Annotated in this window: 21 protein-coding genes; 14 read left to right on the top strand and 7 right to left on the bottom strand. The window is 73.2% G+C overall.

All coding sequences use genetic code 11. From position 1 onward, the window contains the following. The first annotated feature begins 323 nt into the window (after positions 1-323). Together ACQPXB_RS34145 and ACQPXB_RS34140 are read left to right on the top strand one after the other, a co-directional pair. A complete protein-coding gene (locus ACQPXB_RS34145; RefSeq protein ID WP_432845780.1) occupies positions 324-1163 on the top strand; it encodes an alpha/beta fold hydrolase in 840 nt (279 codons plus the stop codon). A gap of 114 nt (positions 1164-1277) precedes the next feature. Further along, positions 1278-1829, top strand: a complete 552-nt coding sequence (locus ACQPXB_RS34140; protein ID WP_386952513.1) for a DUF302 domain-containing protein — start codon at positions 1278-1280, stop codon at positions 1827-1829. Positions 1830-1859: 30 nt separating this feature from the next. Here the strand turns inward: ACQPXB_RS34140 and ACQPXB_RS34135 are convergent, their stop codons facing one another. Genes ACQPXB_RS34135 through ACQPXB_RS34110 form a run of 6 tightly spaced genes read right to left on the bottom strand, consistent with a single transcriptional unit; the run spans position 1860 to position 7138 of the window. Beyond that, on the bottom strand, positions 1860-2408 hold the full coding sequence (locus tag ACQPXB_RS34135; RefSeq protein WP_366582633.1) for a hypothetical protein: 549 nt from the start codon (positions 2406-2408) through the stop codon (positions 1860-1862). Further along, complete coding sequence (locus tag ACQPXB_RS34130) at positions 2405-3160, bottom strand: FAD:protein FMN transferase (protein ID WP_432845779.1); 756 nt, start codon at positions 3158-3160, stop codon at positions 2405-2407. The genes ACQPXB_RS34135 and ACQPXB_RS34130 overlap by 4 nt, the downstream gene beginning before the upstream one ends. Next, positions 3157-3597, bottom strand: coding sequence for an FMN-binding protein (locus tag ACQPXB_RS34125; RefSeq protein WP_432845778.1), 441 nt, complete (start codon positions 3595-3597; stop codon positions 3157-3159). Before ACQPXB_RS34125 ends, ACQPXB_RS34130 begins: the two co-directional genes overlap by 4 nt. 11 nt (positions 3598-3608) lie before the next feature. Next, a complete protein-coding gene (locus ACQPXB_RS34120; protein WP_432845777.1) occupies positions 3609-5018 on the bottom strand; it encodes a ferredoxin reductase family protein in 1410 nt (469 codons plus the stop codon). A 51-nt stretch (positions 5019-5069) separates the two neighbouring features. After that, the gene (locus tag ACQPXB_RS34115; protein WP_432845776.1) at positions 5070-6458 is read right to left on the bottom strand and encodes an ATP-binding protein; all 1389 of its coding nucleotides are present in this window, start codon (positions 6456-6458) and stop codon (positions 5070-5072) included. Further along, positions 6455-7138: a response regulator transcription factor gene (locus ACQPXB_RS34110; RefSeq protein ID WP_432845775.1), complete on the bottom strand. Its 684-nt coding sequence runs from the start codon at positions 7136-7138 to the stop codon at positions 6455-6457. Before ACQPXB_RS34110 ends, ACQPXB_RS34115 begins: the two co-directional genes overlap by 4 nt. Before the next feature lie 205 nt (positions 7139-7343). On the opposite strand from ACQPXB_RS34110, the gene ACQPXB_RS34105 reads away from it, so the two are divergent. From ACQPXB_RS34105 to ACQPXB_RS34055, 11 genes are all read left to right on the top strand, one after another. After that, positions 7344-8360 carry an Acg family FMN-binding oxidoreductase gene (locus ACQPXB_RS34105; protein WP_432845774.1) on the top strand — a complete coding sequence of 339 codons (1017 nt, stop codon included), beginning with the start codon at positions 7344-7346 and terminating at the stop codon, positions 8358-8360. Beyond that, on the top strand, positions 8357-9223 hold the full coding sequence (locus ACQPXB_RS34100) for a universal stress protein (protein WP_366582640.1): 867 nt from the start codon (positions 8357-8359) through the stop codon (positions 9221-9223). Before ACQPXB_RS34105 ends, ACQPXB_RS34100 begins: the two co-directional genes overlap by 4 nt. Positions 9224-9236: 13 nt before the next feature. Continuing rightward, complete coding sequence (locus ACQPXB_RS34095) at positions 9237-9869, top strand: CBS domain-containing protein (RefSeq protein WP_366582641.1); 633 nt, start codon at positions 9237-9239, stop codon at positions 9867-9869. After that, positions 9866-10738: a polyphosphate kinase 2 gene (ppk2, locus tag ACQPXB_RS34090; RefSeq protein ID WP_432845773.1), complete on the top strand. Its 873-nt coding sequence runs from the start codon at positions 9866-9868 to the stop codon at positions 10736-10738. Before ACQPXB_RS34095 ends, ppk2 begins: the two co-directional genes overlap by 4 nt. A 50-nt stretch (positions 10739-10788) precedes the next feature. Then, complete coding sequence (locus ACQPXB_RS34085) at positions 10789-11625, top strand: universal stress protein (protein WP_366582643.1); 837 nt, start codon at positions 10789-10791, stop codon at positions 11623-11625. 18 nt (positions 11626-11643) lie between these two features. Beyond that, the gene (locus ACQPXB_RS34080) at positions 11644-12216 is read left to right on the top strand and encodes a CBS domain-containing protein (protein WP_366582644.1); all 573 of its coding nucleotides are present in this window, start codon (positions 11644-11646) and stop codon (positions 12214-12216) included. A 176-nt stretch (positions 12217-12392) separates the two neighbouring features. Continuing rightward, positions 12393-13286 carry a universal stress protein gene (locus tag ACQPXB_RS34075; RefSeq protein ID WP_432845772.1) on the top strand — a complete coding sequence of 298 codons (894 nt, stop codon included), beginning with the start codon at positions 12393-12395 and terminating at the stop codon, positions 13284-13286. A gap of 255 nt (positions 13287-13541) precedes the next feature. Next, positions 13542-14156: a CBS domain-containing protein gene (locus tag ACQPXB_RS34070; RefSeq protein WP_366582646.1), complete on the top strand. Its 615-nt coding sequence runs from the start codon at positions 13542-13544 to the stop codon at positions 14154-14156. Continuing rightward, positions 14153-15055 carry a universal stress protein gene (locus ACQPXB_RS34065; protein ID WP_366582647.1) on the top strand — a complete coding sequence of 301 codons (903 nt, stop codon included), beginning with the start codon at positions 14153-14155 and terminating at the stop codon, positions 15053-15055. Before ACQPXB_RS34070 ends, ACQPXB_RS34065 begins: the two co-directional genes overlap by 4 nt. A 198-nt stretch (positions 15056-15253) precedes the next feature. Further along, positions 15254-16918: a GAF domain-containing sensor histidine kinase gene (locus ACQPXB_RS34060; RefSeq protein ID WP_366582648.1), complete on the top strand. Its 1665-nt coding sequence runs from the start codon at positions 15254-15256 to the stop codon at positions 16916-16918. 114 nt (positions 16919-17032) lie between these two features. Beyond that, complete coding sequence (locus tag ACQPXB_RS34055) at positions 17033-17671, top strand: response regulator transcription factor (protein ID WP_366582649.1); 639 nt, start codon at positions 17033-17035, stop codon at positions 17669-17671. Between the two features lie 4 nt (positions 17672-17675). Here the strand turns inward: ACQPXB_RS34055 and ACQPXB_RS34050 are convergent, their stop codons facing one another. After that, positions 17676-18662: an Acg family FMN-binding oxidoreductase gene (locus ACQPXB_RS34050; RefSeq protein ID WP_366582650.1), complete on the bottom strand. Its 987-nt coding sequence runs from the start codon at positions 18660-18662 to the stop codon at positions 17676-17678. Between the two features lie 145 nt (positions 18663-18807). On the opposite strand from ACQPXB_RS34050, the gene ACQPXB_RS34045 reads away from it, so the two are divergent. Beyond that, positions 18808-20538, top strand: coding sequence for a GAF domain-containing sensor histidine kinase (locus tag ACQPXB_RS34045; RefSeq protein ID WP_432845771.1), 1731 nt, complete (start codon positions 18808-18810; stop codon positions 20536-20538). Positions 20539-20549: the final 11 nt, after the last annotated feature.

Genomic DNA, 20549 nt, shown 5'->3' with positions numbered 1-20549 from the left:
GCCGGCCCACACCCGGCTGTCCCCTCAGTGTCGGCACGACGGAATCCCTTCGCATAGGTCGAATGACTGCCGGCGAGACTGCGGCTCGGTGATCCGGCCCTGAGCACGTGAAATGCGCGGGCGGTGCCGTCGTCCCGCCTGCGCCGACCCGCGCGCAAAGCGGTGGCACGGAGGAATGACTGCCTGGCGCGGAATGCCGCACTGCCCGGCGGTGGTCTTCCGACGGAAGCGGCTGCCCGCCGATCCCCGCGAGGCTGTCGAACAGCGCCTGGAGGCGAATTCCTCTCGAAGAGCGCGGGGCCACCGCGCGGGAAAGGCAAGACATGGCAGCGAGTTTTGTGCAAGCACCGGCCCAGACGGTGGACGTCGGCGGAACGCCGTTCGCGTACCGCGAGCTGGGCCCGGCCGCCGGCGTGCCGCTGGTGTTGCTGAACCACATCACCGCGGTGCTCGACGACTGGGACCCCGCCGTGGTCGACGGCTTCGCGGCCGAACGACGCGTCATCGTGGTGGACCTGCGGGGTGTCGGCGCCTCCGGTGGCACCACCCCCGACAGCATCGAGGCGATGGCCGCCGACACGGTGGCCTTCCTGGCGGCGCTCGGGCTGGACACGGCCGATCTGCTGGGCTTCTCCCTGGGTGGCATGGTGGCCCAGGCGGTCGCCCAGCAGCGACCCGATCTGGTCCGGCGGATCGTCCTGGCCGGCACCGCGCCCGCCGGCGACGAAGGGCCGGCCGGCTGGGGCCCCGGGCTGCAGCGCGCTTTCGGGAGGTCGGCGGCTGAAGGCAAGCACCCCAAGCACTTTCTCTTCTTCACGCCGACGGCCCGCAGCCAGGCGGCCGCGGACGCCTTCATCGCCCGCCTGGACGAGCGTACCGAGGACCGCGACACGCCCGTGACGGACGAGACGATCGGTGCCCAGCTGACCGCGGCCGCGAAATGGGAGCAGGACACCTCACCGGCCGGTCTGGCCACTGTGGACAAGCCCGTCCTGGTCGTCAACGGCGACAACGACATCCTGGTGCCGACGATCAGCTCGTTCCACCTCGCGCGGCTGCTGCCCGATGCCACGTTGAGCATCTACCCGGACGCGGGTCACGGCGGGATCTTCCAGTACCACGAGCTGTTCGTGCGGCAGGTCCTGGACTTCCTCGGCGACTGACCGGCCGCCACGGTGCCGTCGGCGATCGGCACCGTGGCCGCCATCCTCGCTCGTCCCACCGGTTCCCCCGGCCCCTGTCAAGCAAACCCATGACGATCGAAGGACGGCAACGCCATGCCCGCCAGCGATTCCCCTTCCATCCAGACCTTCGCGCACGAGGTGCTCCGCCTGAGCATCCCCGTTCCGACGACCTTTTCGGAATTCCGAGACGCCTACGAACGCGCGGTGCCCGTGCTCGACGCCGCTCGAATCGAGCAGTTCAAGAGGGAACGGGCCAGTTGGGACGTCGTCCGGGAGGCTGCCGAGGAAAACGCCCCGCACAGCTTCATCCGGTACTGGGGCACCGATGTCGCCTCTCTCATGGAGCTGGCCGCCGAATCGCGTCCGTGCGCGGAATACCTGATGGGCAATCACGTCTACGCCCAGCGCATGTTCCGGCACGACCCGTCGGTGATGCTCTACGCGCCGTTGCGCACCGCGATCTACGTGGACGGCGACGACCGCACCTGGTTCACGATCGACCAGCCCAGCACCCGATTCGACAGCTTCCACGATCCGCGCATCGCGCAGGTCGGGCGAGAACTCGACGCCGAGCTGGCCGACCTCCTCGACCACCTCGGCCTGCCGGTGCCGGCCGAATTGATCCCCGACGCCCACCACGACTGACGATCGGCGCGCGGCAGCCACCGCGTCCGATCAGCGGTGGCTGCCTCGGGGTGCGGGGGTGGCGGAGAACTGGCCCTGCCAGCTGGCTTGCGCACCGGAGTCGCCGATGCGGTAGATGTCGTAGGCGGCGCCGGCGGCGACGAGGATCGCCGCGGCCGCGATGGCCGCGGTCACGGGTGTCGAGCGGGGTGCGAGGAGGGTCCGGCGAGGAGCCGGCAGCCGCAGCACGCGCCGGGGAAGGCCGTCGGCGGGGAAGGTGCTTTCGCGGTGGCGCCACCAGATCACGAGGGCGAGCGCGGCGACGGCGACGGCCGCCCAGACGGCGGTGTCGCCGAGTTCGGTGTGGGCGCGCACGAGTGGCGTGGCGGCCACCCGTCGCTCGAGCCATTCGCCGGCGTCGGTGGTGATCGGGACGAGGACCAGCACGAGGACGGCGAGCACGGCGTTGGGCCCGGCCAGCTTGCGCCGCGCGGCGGGCCACAGCGCGCAGAGGACGAGGAGCAGCGCGGCGAGGGGGAGCAGCACGACGATGGCGTGCACGAGCAGGATGTGGGCGGGCAGGCCGTTGAGCGTGGTCATCGGTTCCTTCGGGCGGGTTCAGGGCAGCGGACTACGAAGCAGGCTTCGTAGTCCGGAGCTCGGGCGCGCACCCAGCGTTCGACGTTGCCGCCGCGCGCGATCGCGGCGGTGGCGTACACGTCGGCCCACAGCAGGCTCGGGCCGGTGACCGTCGCGGACATCAGGGCTCGCGCCGGGGCACCGGTGCGGGGATCGACGATGTGGTGTCCGCGGGCCGCCGTGCCGGACGTGGCCACGCCGCCCGCGCGCACGGTTCGCACGGCCAGCAGGCGGCCGCGGTCGCGGGGGTCTTCGACGCCGACCCGCCACGCCGCCGAATCCGGGCCGCGCGCGGCCACCACGACGTCGCCGCCCGCGTTCAGGCAGTAGTCGTGGTCCGGCAGCCGGTCGAGCAGGGCGGCGGCGGTCTGGGCGGCCCAGCCCTTGACGAGTCCGGACGGGTCGTATCCACCGGGGAGGTCGGCGTCGAACCACCCGTCGGTGCGCTCGCGGGCTTCGGCGCACAGCCGGGCGACTTCGCGGACCCACGGATGCCGGCCGCCGGGCGGGAGCTCGCCGCGGCGGACGCGGTTCACCTCGCTCCCGGGCCGGTGCAGGCTGAACAGCCGGTCGATCGCGCGCAGGTGTGAGAACACTTCCGCGACAACGGCTTCCGCCGCGGCATCGGTGCGGACACCCGGGCCTCGCAGGTGCAGGCTGATCGGCATCCCCATGATCACGCGCGTCCACGCGCGCCGGTCCGGCCCGGTCACCGGTGGGCCGCGTCGATCGCGGACTGCAAGGACTGGACGTAGCCCTGCGAGGTGTAGGTCGCGCCGCTGACGGTGTCGATCTGCGCGCTCTGCGCCTGCAGCACCTCCTGGTTCAGGACCGGCACCGCGGCGGAGTTGATGCGCACGTCGCGGCCGGACTCCTGGGGCACCTGCAGCACGCGCGCGGCCGTGATCTTCCCGCCTGCCACGGTGATCTCGACCTGGACCGGGCCGTACGGCGTGTCGGCGGCCTCGCCGGTGAACGTGCCGGCACCCGAGCCGGTTGCGGACGGAGCCGACGGCGCCGAGGTCGACGGCGACCGGACGACCCCGGGTACCTGTGCGGTGACCGACGTCTGGTTCGTGCTCGTGCGGTAGCTGAACAGCAGGACGACGATCGACACGGTGGCCGCGATCGCGATGGCGATTCTTCGCATGTCGGGAGCTCCTACCAGGCGAACTGTTCGAAGTGGATCCGCTGCCGTGGGACCCCGCACCGCGAGGCGCACTCGATCGCGACCCCGGCCCACGCCGTGGGGCCGCAGACGTACACGTCGTGCTCGGCGATGTCGGGGACGAGGTGGCGCAGCACGGTGTGGTCCGGCACGGGCGCGTAGCCCGTGGGCAGCCACGAGACGCGGTCGTGGGCGCGATGGCCTGGCAGGTAATGGATCCGCACGCCGCGCGTTCTCGCGAGGTGCTCGAGCTCGTGGCGGAACAGGGCCTGCGCAGGAGCGGCGAACCGGTAGAACAGGACGGCGTCGCCGGGGGCGTAGGGCAGTTCTTCCAGCAACGCCCGCAACGGCGTGATGCCGATCCCGGACGCGAGCATGGTGATCTTGCGGCCGGTCCGGACCGCGCCGGTGAGGGTGCCGTAGGGGCCTTCGAACCACACCGGCGTCCCGGCCGGGAGGGTCGCGAGCCGCGCGCTGCCGGGGCCGAGGTCGCGAGCGGTGATCCGGAGGCGGCGGCCGTCCGGAGCGGCGGACAGGGAGAACGGCTTGCCGCGCGTCCAGCCGGTGCCGTGCCGGAACCGCCACACGAAGAACTGCCCGGCCACCACGGGCAACGCCTCGAGCCGGCGGCCGCGCAGGTGGACGGAGACGACCCCGTCCCCTTCCCGCACCACGCGATCGACCACGAGCCGGTGGCGCAGGCTGCGCGTGAGCGGCAGCGCCACCCGGAACACCAGCATCGCGGCGGCCGCCGCGGCGTAGGCGGTCCACCAGAACGCGGTCGCCGCGGCCGAGCCGGTGAAGTCCGTGCCCGTCCACAGCTGGTGCGGCAGGGCGAGGCCGGCACCGAGGTAGGCGTAGAGGTGCAGCAGGTGCCACGACTCGTAGCGCAACCTGCGCCGTGCGGCCCGCACCGAGGTGACGACGACCAGCACGAGCGCGGCCGTGCCGGCGGTCGCCAGCAGCATGCCCGGGTACGTCGTCACGAGGTCCCACACTTCGGCGATCAAGCCGGTGCGGTCGGTCGCGGCGTAGCCGAGCGAGATCAGGACGAGGTGCAGGCACAGCAGCACGAACGACGTGAACCCGGTCAGCCGGTGCCGGCGCGCGAGCGCGTCCTGGCCGTAGCTGCGCTCGACCCACGGGATCCGCGCCATGAGCAGCACCTGCAGCAGCAGGAGCGCGGCCGACACCAGGCCGGTCAGCCGGCCCGCGGAGGTGAGCCCGGACGCGGCCGAGCCCAGCTGCCGCACGCCACCGTCCGAAACCCACAGCGCCGTGACGAACAGGACCGTCGCCCACGCCACCAGCCCGGCGGCGTCCCGCCACCAGCGGGGTGCCGGACGGGCGCGGCGCCGGGCGGGAGCCTCGCCTGGCCGGATCGACAGGGGAACGGTGGACATCGGGTGCTCCTGGTGGTGTTCGCGGTGTGCCACCACCCTTGCGGAGCCCGGTTAGTCCCCGGCGTGATCCGGGTGAGAAGACGGTAAGAGCCGATCACCGCCTACGGTGAACCCCACGACGGCTCCGCCACCGGGGCGCGGGCGGGCGAGGACCTCGCCCTGGTGGGCCAGGGCCGTCTCCCGCACGATCGCCAGGCCGAGCCCGGAACCCGGCAACGCCCGGGCGGCGTCCGCGCGGTGGAAGCGGTCGAACACGTGCGGCAGGTCCCGCTCGGGGATCCCCGGGCCGCGGTCGAGGACCTCGATCCGTCCTTTTCGGACGGTCAGCTCGATCGGCCGGGTTCCGCCGGCGTCGAACTTGACCGCGTTCTCCAGCAGGTTCGTCACCGCGCGTTCCAGCCGCCGCGTCTGACCCGACGCGACGGTGCCGTCAGCGTCGACCACGATCGTCCGGCCGGACCGGCGCCGCACGCGTTCGGCGGCGCGTTCGGCGACCCCGGCCAGCTCGACCGGCCCGTCGTCTTCGCTGTCGTAGCGGCGGGTCGCGAGGTCGACGATCTCGGTGATGAGGTGCGTCAGCTCGCGGGTTTCGCCGTCGACGTCGTCGAGCAGCCGGGCGCGGGAATCGGGGGACAGCTCGTCGAAGCGCCGCATCACCTGCGCGTTGGTCCGCAGGCTCGTCAACGGTGTCCGCAGCTCGTGCGCGGCGTCCTGAACGAGCCGCTCCTGGTCGGCGCGGGCGTCGGCGAGCCGGCCGAGCATGCGGTCGAAGGACGTCGCCAGGCGGCCGACCTCGTCACGTCCGCCCGCGGGGACCCCGGCCTGCCCGAGGCCGCCGTCGCTCACCTGCTCGGTGACGGCCGTGAGCCGCACGAGCCGGCGGGTGATCTGGCGGGCCAGCAGCCAGCCGACCAGCGCGGCGGCGACCAGGACAGCGGCGCTGACCAGCGTGATCCGCGTGGCGAGGGAGGCCAGGACGTGCCGGGACTCGTCGACGTCGACGCCGAGCTGGACCGCCCCGCGGTCCCGGCCGAGCGCCACGGTGATCACGCGGTAGTCGTCCGGGCCGACGGTCAGATCGCGATAGGAGTCCTGGCCCGGCCTGCCGTTCGCCGCCAGCGCCCGGTCGGTGTCGTCGACGGGGAAGGAGACCGCCGGGCGGCCGCCGATCCGCCGCACTTCGCCGTCCGGTGCGATGGCCTGCGCGACCATGGGCTGCGCCTCGTCGTGGTCGTTGTCGTGCGGGCCGGCGGTGAACGGGCTGGGCGCGAGCACCTGCGTCGCGCCGGCCTGGATCTCGGCCGACGTCGTGAGCAGCGCGCGATCGAGCTCGGCACTGATCCGCTGCGACGCCGTCTGGTAGCTGAACACGCCGACGAGCACGCTCGCGGCCGCGCCGACCCCCGCGAACGCGATGGCCAGCTTGCTGCGCAGGTTCACGACGCCTGCACCGAGTAGCCGACGCCGCGCACGGTCCGGATGAGCTCGGTCGCCCCCGCCTTGTCGAGCTTGCGGCGCAGGTATCCGATGTAGACGGCCAGGTTCTTCGAGTCCGAACCGAACTCGTAGCCCCAGATGCGCTGGTAGATCGTGGCGCGGTCGAGCACGATGCCGGCGTTGCGGACCAGCAGTTCGAGCAGGTCGAACTCGGTCTTCGACAGGTCGACCTCCACGTCCTGCCACCGCACCCGCCGTGCGGCCGGGTCCACGGTCAGCGCGCCGAGCCGCAGCACCCGCGGCGCCGCGGCGTCGGGTGAGGTCCGCCGCAGCAGCGCCCGCAGACGGGCGAGCAGCTCGTCGAGATCGAACGGTTTGACCAGGTAGTCGTCCGCCCCCGCGTCGAGCCCGGCGACTCGGTCGGGCGGCTCGACGCGCGCGGTGAGCATCAGGATCGGCGTCGGGTCCCCGTCGGCGCGCAGCACACGGCACACCCCGAGCCCGTCGACGCCGGGCATCATCACGTCGAGGATCAGCACGTCGAAGCGGTCCCGCCGTGCTGCGGCGAGTGCGGCGACCCCGTCGGTCACCTCCGTGACCTCGTAGCTCTCCAGCTCCAGCGCACGGAGCAGCGACTCTCGGATGGCGCGGTCGTCGTCGGCGAGCAGGACGCGGGGCGGCATGCCGCCATCATGCACCGGCGTTTCGCGGGATGCCGGGCGCGAAAGGCAAGCGGGCGGCAAATTCCAGTCCGTTGTGGACACCCGAAAAGCGGCGCCGCTTCGGTGACGTTGGTCCTTCACCGCGGTGGCTTGTGGCCGGCGCGCCGGGCCCGCTGCCGGCGGTTGGCTGAGTGGGTCCGGCCAGTCGACACGCACAGGAGAAGCCTTGACCAGCGAAGCCGATTCGGCACCCGGCCCGCGGGGTGGTGCCTGGACGAGCGCCGAAGTGGAGGTGCTGGGCCGCGCGGTCCTGCGGGCGCCGTCAGTGCACAACACCCAGCCCTGGACGGTCGAGCCGATCGCGGGAGCGGTCGTGCTGCGCGAGCGGACGGATGTCGCGTTGCCGCGGCACGATCCCGATCGGCGCGACCTGGTGATGTCGTGCGGGGCGGCGCTGGCGAACCTCGAGCTGGCGGTGCGGGTGCTCGGCCGGCGGGCGGACGTCACGATCCTGCCCGACCCGGCCCACCCGGAAGTGGTGGCGCGCATCGATGCGACGGTCCCGGAGCCACCGTCGGACACGGACCTGAAGCGGTTCTCCGCGATCGCGACCCGGCGCAGCCAGCGGACGCGGTTCACGGGAATCCCCGTGGCGCGGCGGTTGGTCGCGGAGGTGGCGCGAGCCGCGGTGACGACCGGGGCCCAGGCGGTGCCGCTGCCCGACGCCGGTGAACTGGCGGCGTTGTTCGGCCACGCGGCGCGCGAGATCCGTGACGACGGGGCGTACCAGCGGGAGATCGCCCTGTGGACGATTCGCGACGAAGCGAGCCACCGCCACGGCGCGGGGCTGGGGCGCACCGCGGTTCCGGGCGGCGAGTTCCCGTGGGCGGGGCTGGTCCGGCGCACCACCGAGGTGCCGGAGCTGCCCGTCTTGCGCTCCCGGCTGGCGGGCGAGACCTTCCTGCTCTTCCTGACCACCGACGACGGCCGGGCCGATCACGTCCACGCGGGCCGCGCGCTGGAGCAGTGCTGGCTCGAGGCGATCACGCGCGGGCTGTCGGTGGCGGTGCTGACCCAGCCCCTGCACGTGCCGGAGGTGCGTTCGGCGCTGTGCGAGGACCGCGGTTTGCCCGGTTTCCCCCAGGCGTTGATGCGGCTGGGTCGCACGGCCCGCATCGCACCGCGGAGCCTCCGCCGGGGTCTCGGGGAAGTCCTGATCGGGCAGCGGGGGAACGGGTCGTGACCGATCACGTGGTCGTGGGTGTCGACGGCAGCGAGGCGGCCGCGGTGGCGGCTCGCTGGGCCGCCCGCGAAGCCGCGTGGTGGCGGACGTCGCTGACTGTGCTGACCGTGAGCGGGGTGGAGGGTCCGTCCGTCGGCGGGCCCGAGTGGCGCGCGGCCAAGGAGGCACTCGCGCTGGAGGTGGCGCGGACGACGCGCGACGAGCTGGCGGCGGCCGAGCCGGGCGTGCCGATCACCACCGAGACGAGCGACGCCGGCGTCGAGGCCGCCCTGCGGCAGGCGTCCCGGCACGCGCTGCTGCTGGTGGTGGGGCCGCCCACCGGCACGCTGTCCGGTCTGCTGGCGGGTTCACCGGACGCCGACCTCATCGCCCGCGCCGGCTGTCCGGTGGCGATCGTCCGCGGCAGTGGCTCCACGCGGGTGACCGGGCCGGTGGTCGTCGGCGTGGACGGCAGCCCGACGAGCGATGCCGCGATCGGATGGGCGTTCGAGGAGGCATCGCGGCGACGCGTCCCGCTCGTGGCCCTGCACGCGTGGCAGGACAGCTACAGCGGCCGGCCGTTCGGGGAGAACCGCGCGACTCCGTTGATCGACGTCGGCGAAGCGGAGAAGCGCGCACTCGCCCGGCGCCTGGCCGGTCGGCGCGAACAGTTCCCGGACGTCGGCGTCGAGCTCGTCGTCGAGCGGGACCGGCCGCGCGACCGGCTGATCGACCACGGCAAGGCGGCGTCCGTCGTGGTCGTGGGCAGCCGCGGGCGAGGCGGCTTCACGGGCATGGTGCTCGGTTCCACGACCCACGCGTTGCTGCACCACGCCGACTGTCCCGTGCTGGTGGTCAGCCGGGAACGGAACGGACGGACCTGACACTGGAGGAGCGATGAACACGAGCACGACACCTGTGGCCGCGGTGATGACGCCGAGCCCCGTGTGCGCGCGGCTGGACACGCCGGTCAAGGAGATCGCGGAAACCCTGGTCCGCCGGAGGATCAGCGCGGTGGCCGTGGTCGACCGCTACGGCGCGATCGCCGGTGTAGTGTCCGAACGGGACCTGCTGCCGCTGCTGCGCTCGGATCGCCCTCGCGGCTGGTGGCGCCGCAACGCGCTGCCGCTGCGCACGGCGCGGGACGTGATGACGAGCCCGGCGTTGACCGTGGCCGCCGGCGCACCGATCGCCGACGTCGCCGCGCGGCTGGCCGAATCGGGGCTGCGGCGGCTTTTCGTCGTCGCCGCCGGGCGGCCGGTGGGTGTCGTGGCGCGGCGCGACCTCGTCGGGTTGATGTCGCGCCCCGACTCCGAGATCGGCCGCGACGTGACGGAGGTGCTGAGGAAGTCCCTGAAGATCGGGCCGGATCGCGCGCGGGTGATGGTCCACGCCGGGGTGGTGACGGTGGCGGGCCGGGTCGAGCGGTGCAGCGACATCGCGGCCGTGACCAGTAGCGTCGAAGCGGTGCCCGGGGTGGTCGAGGTGTGCAACGGCCTCGACTTCGTGTGGGACGACGTGACCCGATGAGCGGCAAGCACCCCGTGGCGCGGCTGTCGCGCGCGGTTTACGAGAAGGAGCTCGCCCGGCTGCAGATCGAGCTGGTGAAGATGCAGGAATGGGTGCGCGCGGAAGGGGCGCGCGTGGTCGTGGTGTTCGAGGGCCGGGACGCGGCGGGGAAGGGCAGCACGATCAAGCGGCTGACCGAGCACCTCAATCCCCGGGTGGTGCGGGTCGAGGCGTTGCCGAAGCCGACCGAGCGGCAGCGCACGCAGTGGTATTTCCAGCGCTACGTGGAACGGTTGCCCGCCGCCGGTGAGATCGTGCTGTTCGACCGCAGCTGGTACAACCGCGCCGGCGTGGAGCGGGTCCTCGGGTTCTGCACCCCCGACGAGTACCACCGGTTCCTGCAGCAGTGCCCGATTTTCGAGCGCCTGCTCGTGGGCGACGGCATCCTGCTGCACAAGTACTGGTTCTCGGTGAGCCGCGACGAGCAGGAACGCCGGTTCCGGGCGCGGATCGACGACCCGCTCCGGCGCTGGAAGCTGTCCACGACGGACCTGGAATCGGTGTCGCGGTGGGAGGACTACTCCCGGGCGAAGGACGACATGTTCGTGCACACCGACATCCCCGAGGCACCGTGGAACGTGGTCGACAGCGACCGGAAACGCAACGGGCGGATCAACATGATCGCGCACCTGCTCGCGGGCATCCCTTACCGCGAGATCCCGCGCGAAGCCGTGGCCATCCCGCCGCGGCCGCGCGAAAGCGGGTACGAGCGAACGGACCGGCGGTTGCAGCGCGAGGTCCCCGACTACGCGGCGACGCTGACGAAGCACTCGGCGCTTTCGTCCCACCCGGAAGGGACTTCCTCCCCTGACCGCGCTCATCGTGGCTGAGCGACGGTGGAGCGAGTCATCGGCCGAGGTGGCGGGAACGGAGGCACGTCGTGAGGGGAACGACAGTCCGCGCCGCGGTGGTGGTCGGGGTCGACGAATCCGAGGCGGCGCTGGCCGCCGCCCGGTGGGCGGCGGAAGAGGCGGTGCGCCGGGAGTGCGTGCTCCGGCTGTTCCACGCCGGCCTGGTCGACCCGGCCGGCCGTGAACGGCCGGGCGAAGAACCGTTGCCGCTGGAGCGCGCCCGCCGCTGGATCGAACGAGCCGTGCAGGTCGCCCAGGAGGCCGCGCCGGGCGTGCGCATCGAGTACGTGGTCCGGCTCGGAACCGCCGCCGACTTGCTCGTCGGGCTGTCGGACGAGGCGGCGCTGATCGTGCTGGGTTCGCACGGACTCGGCGGGCTGCGGGGTGCCGCGATCGGGTCGGTGGCGTTGCGGGTCGCCGCGAGCGCGCGCTGTCCCGCGGTGATCGTGCGGGGCCGGGCGAAGCCGGGCGGGCCGGTGGTCGCGGGTGTCGTCGGCGACGGTGACGATCGCACGCTGCGGTTCGCGGCCGAGGCCGCACGCGGCCGCCAGGTGCCGCTGATCCTGGTGCACGCGTGGCACGAGGGACTGCTCGACGATCCGGACCTGGTCGAAGCGGCCGCGGAGGGTGAAGAACGAGCGCTCCGGCGCCGGGCCGACGACCTCGCCCGGACCGGCCCCGGCGGCACGATCCTCGCCCGGGCCGTCCACGAGCGCTCGGCCGCGCGGGCGTTGCTGGGTTTCGAGGACGCCCAGTTGCTCGTGATCGGCAGCCGTGGCCGGGGCGCGGTGACCGGCGGTCTGTTCGGCTCGACGGGGAACCGGTTGCTCGCCCACGCGATCTGCCCGGTCGCCGTCGTTCGTTGACACATCAGGAGGACAGCCGTGCGCGCACGGGACATCATGACCCGGCCGGTGGTCGGGGTCGGGCCGGCGACACCGGTGCGGGAGGCGATCGTGCTGCTCATGGAGCACCGCATCGCCGCGCTGCCCGTGGTCGACGAAGAAAACCGCGTCGTCGGTTCGTTCACGGAGGCCGACGCGCTCAGCGGGGTGCTGACCGGGGAACCGGTCGCGCCGGGCCGGCTCGTGGAATCCGTGATGACCAACGCAGTCGACGTCGTCGAGCTCGACACCGATGTCAGCGACATCGCCGCCCGCATGCTCGTCGACCGGCTGCGCAGCATCCCGGTCGTGGACGACGGTGGTCTGGCGGGGATGGTCAGCCGGTGCGATCTGCTGCGCGCGCTCGTGCGGCACGACGACGCCATCACCGCGCAGGTCCGCGGCTTGTTCAAGGACTACACGGGCCACCGCGACCGGTGGTCCGTCTCCGTCACCGAAGGTCTGGTGACTGTCCACGGCACGTTCGCCGACGAGGCCGAACGCCGGCTCGTCACCGCTCTCGCGAAAACGGTCGAGGGCGTCACGGCGGTGGAACTGGCCGGCGCGAGCTGACTCGCGAGGCCGCGGTCCGGGCCGCCGAACCTGATCTCGAGGAGGAGTGATGCACGCACGACGCGGCGACTGGCTCGTGGTGAGGGGAGCCCGGGTCGAAGCGGAGACGACCGCGCGTGGCGAAACGGACCTTGCGCGGTTCGAGCGGCCGCGGCAGCCGGACGGAGGTGCGCGCGGTGTCCCGGCCTGACGACCGGGTGGTGCTGGCCGGCGTGGACGGTTCGGCTTCGGCCCGGCACGCCGCGGTCTGGGCCGCCGAGGTGGCTGCGCGGCGGGGCGCGGTGCTGAGGCTCGTGCAGGCGTACGTGGTCCCGTCGCCGGGAGTCTCGGGAATGGCTGTGACCGCCGTCCGCGAAGGGTTCCGGTCGCGCGCCGAGTCGGGGGTGGCCGAGGCCGAGGGTGCTGTGCTGGCCGAGTGGCCGTCGCTGCGGATCGAGCGGGCGGTCGTGGAGGGCGGCCGGGTGGGCGTCTTGCTGCGAGAGTGCGCGAACGCGGAAGTGGCGGTGCTGGGCTCGCGCGGGCTGGGCGGGTTCACCGGGCTGCTGATCGGCTCGACCGCGGTCTCCCTCGCCGCCCACGCACCGTGCCCGGTCGTCGTGGTGCGCGGGCGCCGGCCGGACGACCCGCCGCCGATCGCCGGCCCGGTGCTCGCCGGGCTCGACGGGTCTCCCGAAAGCAACGACGCCCTGGGTTACGCGTGCGAAGAAGCGGCGGCCCGTGGCACCACGCTCGTGGCGGTGCACACCTGGAACGAGATCACGCCGGAGGGACGGTTGCGGGCGGCGGCCACGCGTCCGGAGGACGTCGCCGCGGCCGAGCGACGGCGGGTCGCCGATCAGCTCGCGCCCTGGCGTGAAAAGTTCCCCGACCTCCCGATCGACGTCGTGGTGGTCCGGGGACGGCCGGTGCGGACCCTGCTGGAGCTCGGTGCGGACGCGCGGCTCGTCGTGGTGGGCAGCCGGGGCCGCGGCGGGTTCACCGGGATGATGCTGGGCTCCACCAGCCGAGCGCTGCTCGTGCACTCCGCGTGCCCGGTCGCGGTCGTCCGCCCGGGTGGCCGACCGTCGTGAACCTCCGCGGCCCGGCGGCGGCCGGGTCACTCGCCGTGTCCTCGGGCCGCTGGGTTCGCGGTGATCGGGAGCCGCGCACCCGCGCGGCGGAAGCGTCCCTTGTGGACAGTCGTGCCGGCAACCGGCACGGCGCCCGGGGCGACCGGGCCGGCGCGCAGCCGGTGACGTTGGTCCTTCGCGGTGATGACTCCGGACCGGCGTGGCCGGCCCCGCCCGGTGGCTACTTTCGGTGTGACGAATGAAGAGGTGAACTCCATGCGCGCACGAGACCTGATGTCCGCGCCGGTGGTGACGGTGTCCCCGGCGGCGCCGGCCAAGGAAGCGGCCGAGGTGCTTTCCGAACATCGGTTCACCGCACTGCCGGTGGTCGACGACGACGAACGCCTCGTCGGCATCGTCACCGAAGCCGACCTGATCCGTGGGCGCCTCCCGGCCGACGCGCGGTCGGCCCACCTGCACCCGGAAACCCCGTCGGTGGCGGAGACTTCGGTCGAGCAGGTGATGACCACGCCGGTCACCGCGATGTCGTCGGGGACCGACATCGCCGAACTCTGCCAGGCCCTCGTCGACGCCAGGATCCGCGCGATGCCGATCGTCGACGGCAGCCGCCTGGTCGGGATCGTCACCCGGGGCGACGTGGTCCGCGTGCTCGCCCGGGCGGACAGCGCGATTTCCGCCGACGTGCGGCACCGGCTCGAGATCTACGGCGGCACCGACCGCTGGAAGGTCGAAGTCCACGACGGAATCGTGCGGATCGTCGACCGCTACGACGACCGGACCGACCGCCACGTCGCGACGCTGCTCGCCCTGGCCGTGCCGGGTGTCGTCGGAGCCGAGACGGTCGCGTCGGGAGAGGACCCGTGGTCATGACCACGCACAACAGCACCACCGTGGTGGTCGGCGTCGACGGTTCGGCCGGCGCGGACGAGGCGGTCCGCTGGGCCGCGCGGCTCGCGTCCGGGCGGGGGCTCGCGCTGGAACTCGTAAACTGCTTGCAGGGCGCCGCGCTCTACTACGGTGGCGGCCTGGCCGGGAGTGACGAGCTGTTCGAGCAGTTCCGGCAGGAAGGTGAGCGGCTGGTCTCGGCGGCTCGCGAGCTGGCCCTGTCCGTCGACGCGGCCCTCGCCGTGCGAACCGGCGTGCTCTTCGACGATTCGGCCCCGGCCTTGCTCGACCGGTCGAGGCGGGTTCGGCTGATCGTGGTCGGCCGCAGCGGCACCGGCGGCTTCGCCGGGATGCTCGTCGGCTCCACGGCCGCCACCGTGGCCGCCCACGCCGAGTGCCCGGTCGCGGTGGTCCGCGGGCGGCACGGCGACGGCCCGGTTCCGCTGGAGGGCCCGGTCGTGGCCGGCGTCGACTGCACCCCGAACAGCGAGGCCGCCGTCGCGGCGGCCTTCGAGGAAGCGGCGTTCCGCGGTGTGCCGCTCGTGGCCGTGCACGCGTGGAACGACGTCACGTACGACTCCGCGGACAGCACGGCCCGCCTGATGCCCCAGCCGGAATCGCTCGAGCCGACGGAGGAGCGGCTGCTGGCCCAGCGGCTGGCCGGCTGGCAGGAGAAGTTCCCCGACGTGGAGGTCCGCCGGGCGCTGGTCCGGGACCGGCCGCGGCACGCGCTGCTCGACGAGTCCGACCGGGCACAGCTGGTGGTGGTCGGCAGCCACGGCCGCGGCGGCTTCACGGGAATGCTGCTGGGCTCGACCGCCCAGGCACTGATCCATCACTCGTCCTGCCCCGTGCTCGTGGTCCGGCCGGAGCCGCGACGGTAACCGGCTCTCCGCGGGCCGGTACGGGTGCACGTCGGCGGAAAACCCGTGGTCAACTCCCCGGCGGCCGTGCCGCCGGTGGCTTGACGGGTTCGCCCGGCTGCGGCGAAACTGAGGCGCTTCGCGGGTTTCGTCTGAAGTGCGCGCTGCCGACGTGCGGGAGTTGCGGTGAGCGAGGACGACGTAGCCGAGCCTGGCCGGTTGACGTTTCCCGACCAGCCGCGGCTGGAGCTGGACCAGCTGCTGGGCCAGCTGGTGGATCGCGCCCAAGAGGTGATCGGCACCCAGGGCCGGTTGCGGGGCCTGCTGCGAGCGACCCAGACGATCACGAGCGACCTCGCGCTTCCCACGCTCCTGCGGCGGATCGTCGACGCCGCGCGCGAGCTGATCGGCGCGCGGTACGCCGCACTCGGGGTGATCGGTGCCGACGGCCGGCTGCTGGAGTTCGTGCACGTCGGCATGGACGCGGGCACCGTCGCCGAGGTGGGGCACCTGCCCGAGGGCAAAGGCCTGCTCGGGGCCCTGATCGAGGACCCGCGGCCGATCCGGTTGACCCGGTTGCAGGAGGACCCCCGCTCCATCGGGTTCCCGGCGGCCCACCCGCAGATGGAGAGCTTCCTGGGCGTGCCGATCCGCGTGCGTGGCGCGGTGTTCGGCAACCTCTACCTCGCCGACCGACAACGCGGCCGGTTCACCGCCGAAGACGAGCAGCTCGCGCTGGCGCTCGCGGCCGCCGCGGGCAGCGCGATCGAAAACGCCCGCCTCTACGAGACCGCGCGCAGCCGGCAGGCCTGGCTGCGCGCCTCCGCCGAGATCGCCCGCGAGCTCCTGTCGTCGGATTCGGGAAGCCCCCTGGACCTGATCGCGAACCACACCCGGGAGCTCGCCGCCGCGGATCTCGTCACGATCATCCGGCCGACGGGGGAAACCGGTGCGCTGCGGGTCGACCGCGCGGTCGGCCTCGAAGCGGACCGCCTGGTCGGAGCGCACGTACCCGCGGAGACGACGCTGGCGGGAACGGTGATGGCGAGCGGGACGCCGATGACGGGTTCCTGGCCGGAACAGCGGGCTCGGCTGGCGGCCCGGCCGCTCGTCGAGCTGGACCTCGATGCGGTGCTCGTGGTGCCGCTGACCGCGGGTGGCCGGGTGACCGGCGTGCTGACCGCCGCCCGGCGGGCGGGGCGGCCGCTGTTCACCGAAGACGACCTCGCGATGGCGGCGGCGTTCGCCGACCAGGCCGCCGTGGCGATCGAGCTGGCGCGGGCCCGCGTCGAGCAGCAGCGCAACGCCCTGCACGACGAGCGCGACCGGATCGCCGCCGAGCTGCACGGCAATCTTGTCCAGCGGTTGTACGCGACCGGGCTGTCCTTGCAGAGCACGGTCGGCCTGGCGAAATCGAGGATCGTCGCCGCGCGGCTGCGGGACACGATCGCCGAGCTCGACGACATCATCGGCTACGTGCAGGCGACCGTGTTCCGGCTCGACGACGTCGCTCCGGGCCCGGAGGAACCGTTGCGTGACCACGTGCTGCGCGTTCTCGCCGAGGCGACTCCGGCGCTCGGCTTCACCCCGGCCACGGAGTTCTCCGGCAAGTTCGACGCCTGTCCGCCCGAGGCCGTGATCCCCTTCCTCAAGGAGGCGCTGCGAGTGGTGGCCAGGGCCGGCGCGACGTCGGCCGATGTCACGCTCAGCGCGGAGCCTGACCGCTTGCTGGCCGTCGTGCGGTGCGCGGGCGCCGAGGACCTGGATCTGGCCGCCGGCCCCGAGCTGGACGCACTCGGCGGCCGGGCGCGCGAACGCGGGGGCACGCTGGTCGTGGACCACGATCGGGGGCGGTCCCGGCTGTCCTGGTCCGTGCCCGCGTGAAAGGGACTTCCTGCCGGTGGCCGGGGACTTCCGTCATCGCCGCCGCGGCGCGCGCGGTCGTACGCTTCTCGTGGCCGCACGGGGCACCGCTGTGCCGGAGTGGGAGACAGTCGAATGCTGCGGGTTTTCCTGGTCGACGACCACGAGGTGGTCCGGCGCGGTGTCGCCGAGATGCTGGAGGACGACGAGGAGCTCACCGTCGTGGGTCAGGCCGGCAGTGTTTCGCAGGCGCTGGCCCGCATCCCGGCGCTGCGGCCGGACGTCGCGGTGCTGGACGTGCGCCTTCCCGACGGCAACGGCGTCGAGCTGGCGCGCGAGCTGCTGTCGAAGCTGCCCGGGCTGAAGTGCCTGATGCTCACGTCCTACACCGACGAACAGGCGATGCTCGACGCCGTGCTGGCCGGGGCGAGCGGTTACGTCATCAAGGACATCAAAGGGGTCGACCTGGTGTCGGCGGTGCGCGAGGTCGGTGCCGGCAAATCGCTGCTCGACGCGCACGCGGCAGCGGCGCTGATGACGAAGATCCGCGACACCGCGCAGAAGAAGGGGCCACTGGCCCAGCTGTCCGAACAGGAACGCACGTTGCTGGAGCTGATCGGCGAGGGACTGACGAACCGGCAGATCGCCGAGCGCATGTTCCTGGCGGAGAAGACGGTGAAAAACTACGTTTCGCGGCTCCTGACGAAGCTGGGCCTGGCGCGGCGCACCCAGGCCGCGGTGCTCGCGACGGAACTGCGTGGCCGGCGCGACTGAGCGCTCACGCGGTGAGCGACGAGCGTTCCCTGAGCACTTCGGCGAGAGCCCGCCGCGGGGTCCACGCGACCGGGGCGCCGTAGCCGATGCGCAGCACGATCTGCGGCCACAGCCCGTCGCCCAGCAGCTGCCGCAACCGGATCCGCGTCGCGGGGACCTGGACCGGCTGGGAGATGAACGAGGCGTCGAGGCCGTGGGCGGTCGCGGTCAGCAGCACCCGCTGCATCGCCTGCCCGGCCCGCAGCCGGTCGGCCTGCGAGTCGCCGAAGGACCCGATCACCACGACGAGCGGCGGCGCCGGAGCGGAAACCCGTTCGGCCGGGTCGCCGAAGTCGCGCAGCACCCAGCTGTCGTCGGCGGCCGGGGTTCCGCCGGCGGAGGAGGGCACGCCGTCCCGGGCCGTCCGGGCCCGGCCGGTCCAGCGCCGCCACTCGGCGCGGAACGCCGGGTCGCGCTCCTGGACGAGGTGGCTTTCGCTGACGAGTTCGCGCAGGCAGGCGAGCTGGTCGTCGTCGAGCCGGGGCAGCCACGCCTGCTCGGCCTCCGCGGCGCGGCGGAGCAGGCCGACGACCTCCGCCGGGACGGGGCCGCCGCTGAACGGTGTGCGGTTCGTGTGCCGCCGCGGGACGGCCTTGGCCAGCCTGACGAGCCGGTGGTCGAGCGCGACCGGGTTGCGCGGCCGCACGACCGCGAGCAGATCGGAGTCGTCGCGGCGGGGGAGCAGCACGGTGTCGGGGTGCACCCCGAGCGCGTGGATCGTGATCCGCAGGTTGAACAGCGCCGCGCCGCAGGAGAGCATGAGCTCGCGCCGGTCGGCGTCGGCGACCGGCAGCACCCGGTCGGCGTCCGCGTAGAGCTCGATGCCCGCGGCGCCGCTCGTGAAGAGCCAGGGCTGGGTGTTGTGAGTGGACGGAGCCAGCGTCGCGGCCCGCAGCGCCGAGACCACTTGGTCGGCGTCGAGCCGTCCGGCCGGCTCCACTCGGAGAGTCATCGGTCTCCCTTTGCCACGCGAAGCGGCAGACTGTCGGTGGTGGAGAGTCGTCATGGCCAGCGTGGGCGCCCCGTCCTCCCGGACACAGGGGACAAAGTCACCAATCGCCCCGCGGTGGCGAGCCGGCGCGGAAGAGGGTGACGGGATGCCGGGGTCGGAGGAAGGAGGAGGCGGCCGTCGGCTGTCGGGCACCTTGTCCCAGCTGCACCTGCGGGAGACCTTGCGCGACCTCCAGGAGCGCATCGAGGTGCTGATCGGCACCCGCGACAAGATGGACGGCCTGCTCGACGCCGTGCTGTCCGTCGCGTCCGGCCTCGAGCTCGACACCACGCTGCAGCGAATCGTGCGGGCGGCGGTCGAGCTGGGCGAGGCGCGGTACGGAGCGCTCGGCGTGCTCGGTGAAGACGACGGTCCGCTGGCCGAGTTCGTGTACCGGGGGATCGACGCGGAAACACACGCGCGGATCGGTGACCTGCCGGAGGGCCACGGCCTGCTGGGCGTGGTCATCGACGACGCGAAACCGTTGCGGCTGGACGAGATCTCGGCCCATCCGGCGTCGGTGGGCTTCCCGGCGAACCACCCGCCGATGCACTCGTTCCTCGGTGTTCCGGTGCGCGTGCGCGACGAGGTCTTCGGCAACCTCTACCTGACCGAGAAACGCGGCGCGGCCGGATTCACCGACGACGACGAGGTCATCGTGCAGGCACTCGCCGCCGCGGCCGGGATCGCGATCGAGAACGCCCACCTCTACGAGCAGACGCGCCTGCGCCAGCAATGGCTGGGCGCGACCGGGGAGATCACCACCGAGCTGCTCGGCGGCACCGACCCGGTCGACGCGCTGGACCTCATCGCCGGGCGCGCACTCGAGCTGACCGGCTCGGACGCGACGATGCTCGTGCTGCCCGGGGCCGGCCGGCTGGATTCGGACGAGGACCCGGACACCGAGCCCGACGATCTCACGGTCACGGTGTGTGCGGGCGTGCGCGCGGACGAGCTCACCGGGCAGCGCATCGAAATCGCCGGCACCGTGCCCGGCTCGGTGTACCGCGACCGCACGCCCCGGCGCGTCGCCGAGCTCGCCCTCGACGGCCACCGGCGGTACGGCCCCGCACTGGTGGTCCCCCTGCGCGCCGGTGAGCGCACCTCCGGGGTGCTGATCGCGATGCGGGAGCCGGGCGCGCCGGCGTTCGGGACGGTGCAGCTGCCCGTCGTGGCGTCGTTCGCGGACCAGGCGGCGCTGGCGCTGCAGCTGGCCGCGCAGCAGCGCGCGGCCCGCGAGCTCGACGTGCTGTCCGATCGCGACCGCATCGCCCGGGACATGCACGACCACGTCATCCAGCGGCTGTTCGCGGTCGGTCTCGCGATGAAGGGCACCCAGCGCCGGGCCCAGGACCCGGACCTGCGGCGCCGGCTGCAGGAAAGCGTCGACCAGATGCACGAGATCGTGCACGAGATCCGGACCGCGATCTTCGACCTGCACGGCGGGAGCGCCGGGGAGACCCGGCTGCGGCACCGGTTGCACGACGCGATCGCCGAGCTCACCGACGACGCTCCGCTGCACCCGACGATCAGCATGGCCGGCACGCTGGACACGGTTCCCCCGCTGCTGGCCGACCACGTCGAGGCGGTCGTGCGCGAGGCCGTGAGCAACGCCGTGCGCCACTCCGGCGCGGCGACGCTGACCGTGTCGGTGTCGGTGCGCGACGGCGAGATCAAGATCTCGGTGGCCGACGACGGAGCGGGCCTGCCGGCCGACATCGCGGCGAGCGGGCTCGCCAACCTGCGCGACCGCGCGGAGTCGGCCGGCGGCACGTTCACGCTCGACTCGCGTCCCGGCGGCGGCGTGCGGCTTCAGTGGACCGCGCCGTTGCGGTGATCCCGGCGCGT

Source organism: Amycolatopsis sp. CA-161197, assembly GCF_050942255.1.
In the GTDB taxonomy this organism is placed as follows: domain Bacteria; phylum Actinomycetota; class Actinomycetes; order Mycobacteriales; family Pseudonocardiaceae; genus Amycolatopsis.
The sequence above is the reverse complement of the archived record's forward strand: the minus strand, read 5'-3'. Positions and strand labels throughout refer to the sequence as shown.

Excerpts from the sequence above, each read along its gene's own strand:
- ACQPXB_RS34145 (WP_432845780.1), top strand. The coding sequence starts at position 324 with ATGGCAGCGAGTTTTGTGCAAGCACCGGCCCAGACGGTGGACGTCGGC.
- ACQPXB_RS34140 (WP_386952513.1), top strand. The coding sequence starts at position 1,278 with ATGCCCGCCAGCGATTCCCCTTCCATCCAGACCTTCGCGCACGAGGTG.
- ACQPXB_RS34135 (WP_366582633.1), bottom strand. The coding sequence starts at position 2,408 with ATGACCACGCTCAACGGCCTGCCCGCCCACATCCTGCTCGTGCACGCC.
- ACQPXB_RS34065 (WP_366582647.1), top strand. The coding sequence starts at position 14,153 with ATGACCACGCACAACAGCACCACCGTGGTGGTCGGCGTCGACGGTTCG.
- ACQPXB_RS34110 (WP_432845775.1), bottom strand. The coding sequence starts at position 7,138 with ATGCCGCCCCGCGTCCTGCTCGCCGACGACGACCGCGCCATCCGAGAG.
- ACQPXB_RS34095 (WP_366582641.1), top strand. The coding sequence starts at position 9,237 with ATGAACACGAGCACGACACCTGTGGCCGCGGTGATGACGCCGAGCCCC.
- ACQPXB_RS34070 (WP_366582646.1), top strand. The coding sequence starts at position 13,542 with ATGCGCGCACGAGACCTGATGTCCGCGCCGGTGGTGACGGTGTCCCCG.
- ppk2 (WP_432845773.1), top strand. The coding sequence starts at position 9,866 with ATGAGCGGCAAGCACCCCGTGGCGCGGCTGTCGCGCGCGGTTTACGAG.
- ACQPXB_RS34125 (WP_432845778.1), bottom strand. The coding sequence starts at position 3,597 with ATGCGAAGAATCGCCATCGCGATCGCGGCCACCGTGTCGATCGTCGTC.
- ACQPXB_RS34055 (WP_366582649.1), top strand. The coding sequence starts at position 17,033 with ATGCTGCGGGTTTTCCTGGTCGACGACCACGAGGTGGTCCGGCGCGGT.
- ACQPXB_RS34045 (WP_432845771.1), top strand. The coding sequence starts at position 18,808 with ATGCCGGGGTCGGAGGAAGGAGGAGGCGGCCGTCGGCTGTCGGGCACC.
- ACQPXB_RS34050 (WP_366582650.1), bottom strand. The coding sequence starts at position 18,662 with ATGACTCTCCGAGTGGAGCCGGCCGGACGGCTCGACGCCGACCAAGTG.
- ACQPXB_RS34120 (WP_432845777.1), bottom strand. The coding sequence starts at position 5,018 with ATGTCCACCGTTCCCCTGTCGATCCGGCCAGGCGAGGCTCCCGCCCGG.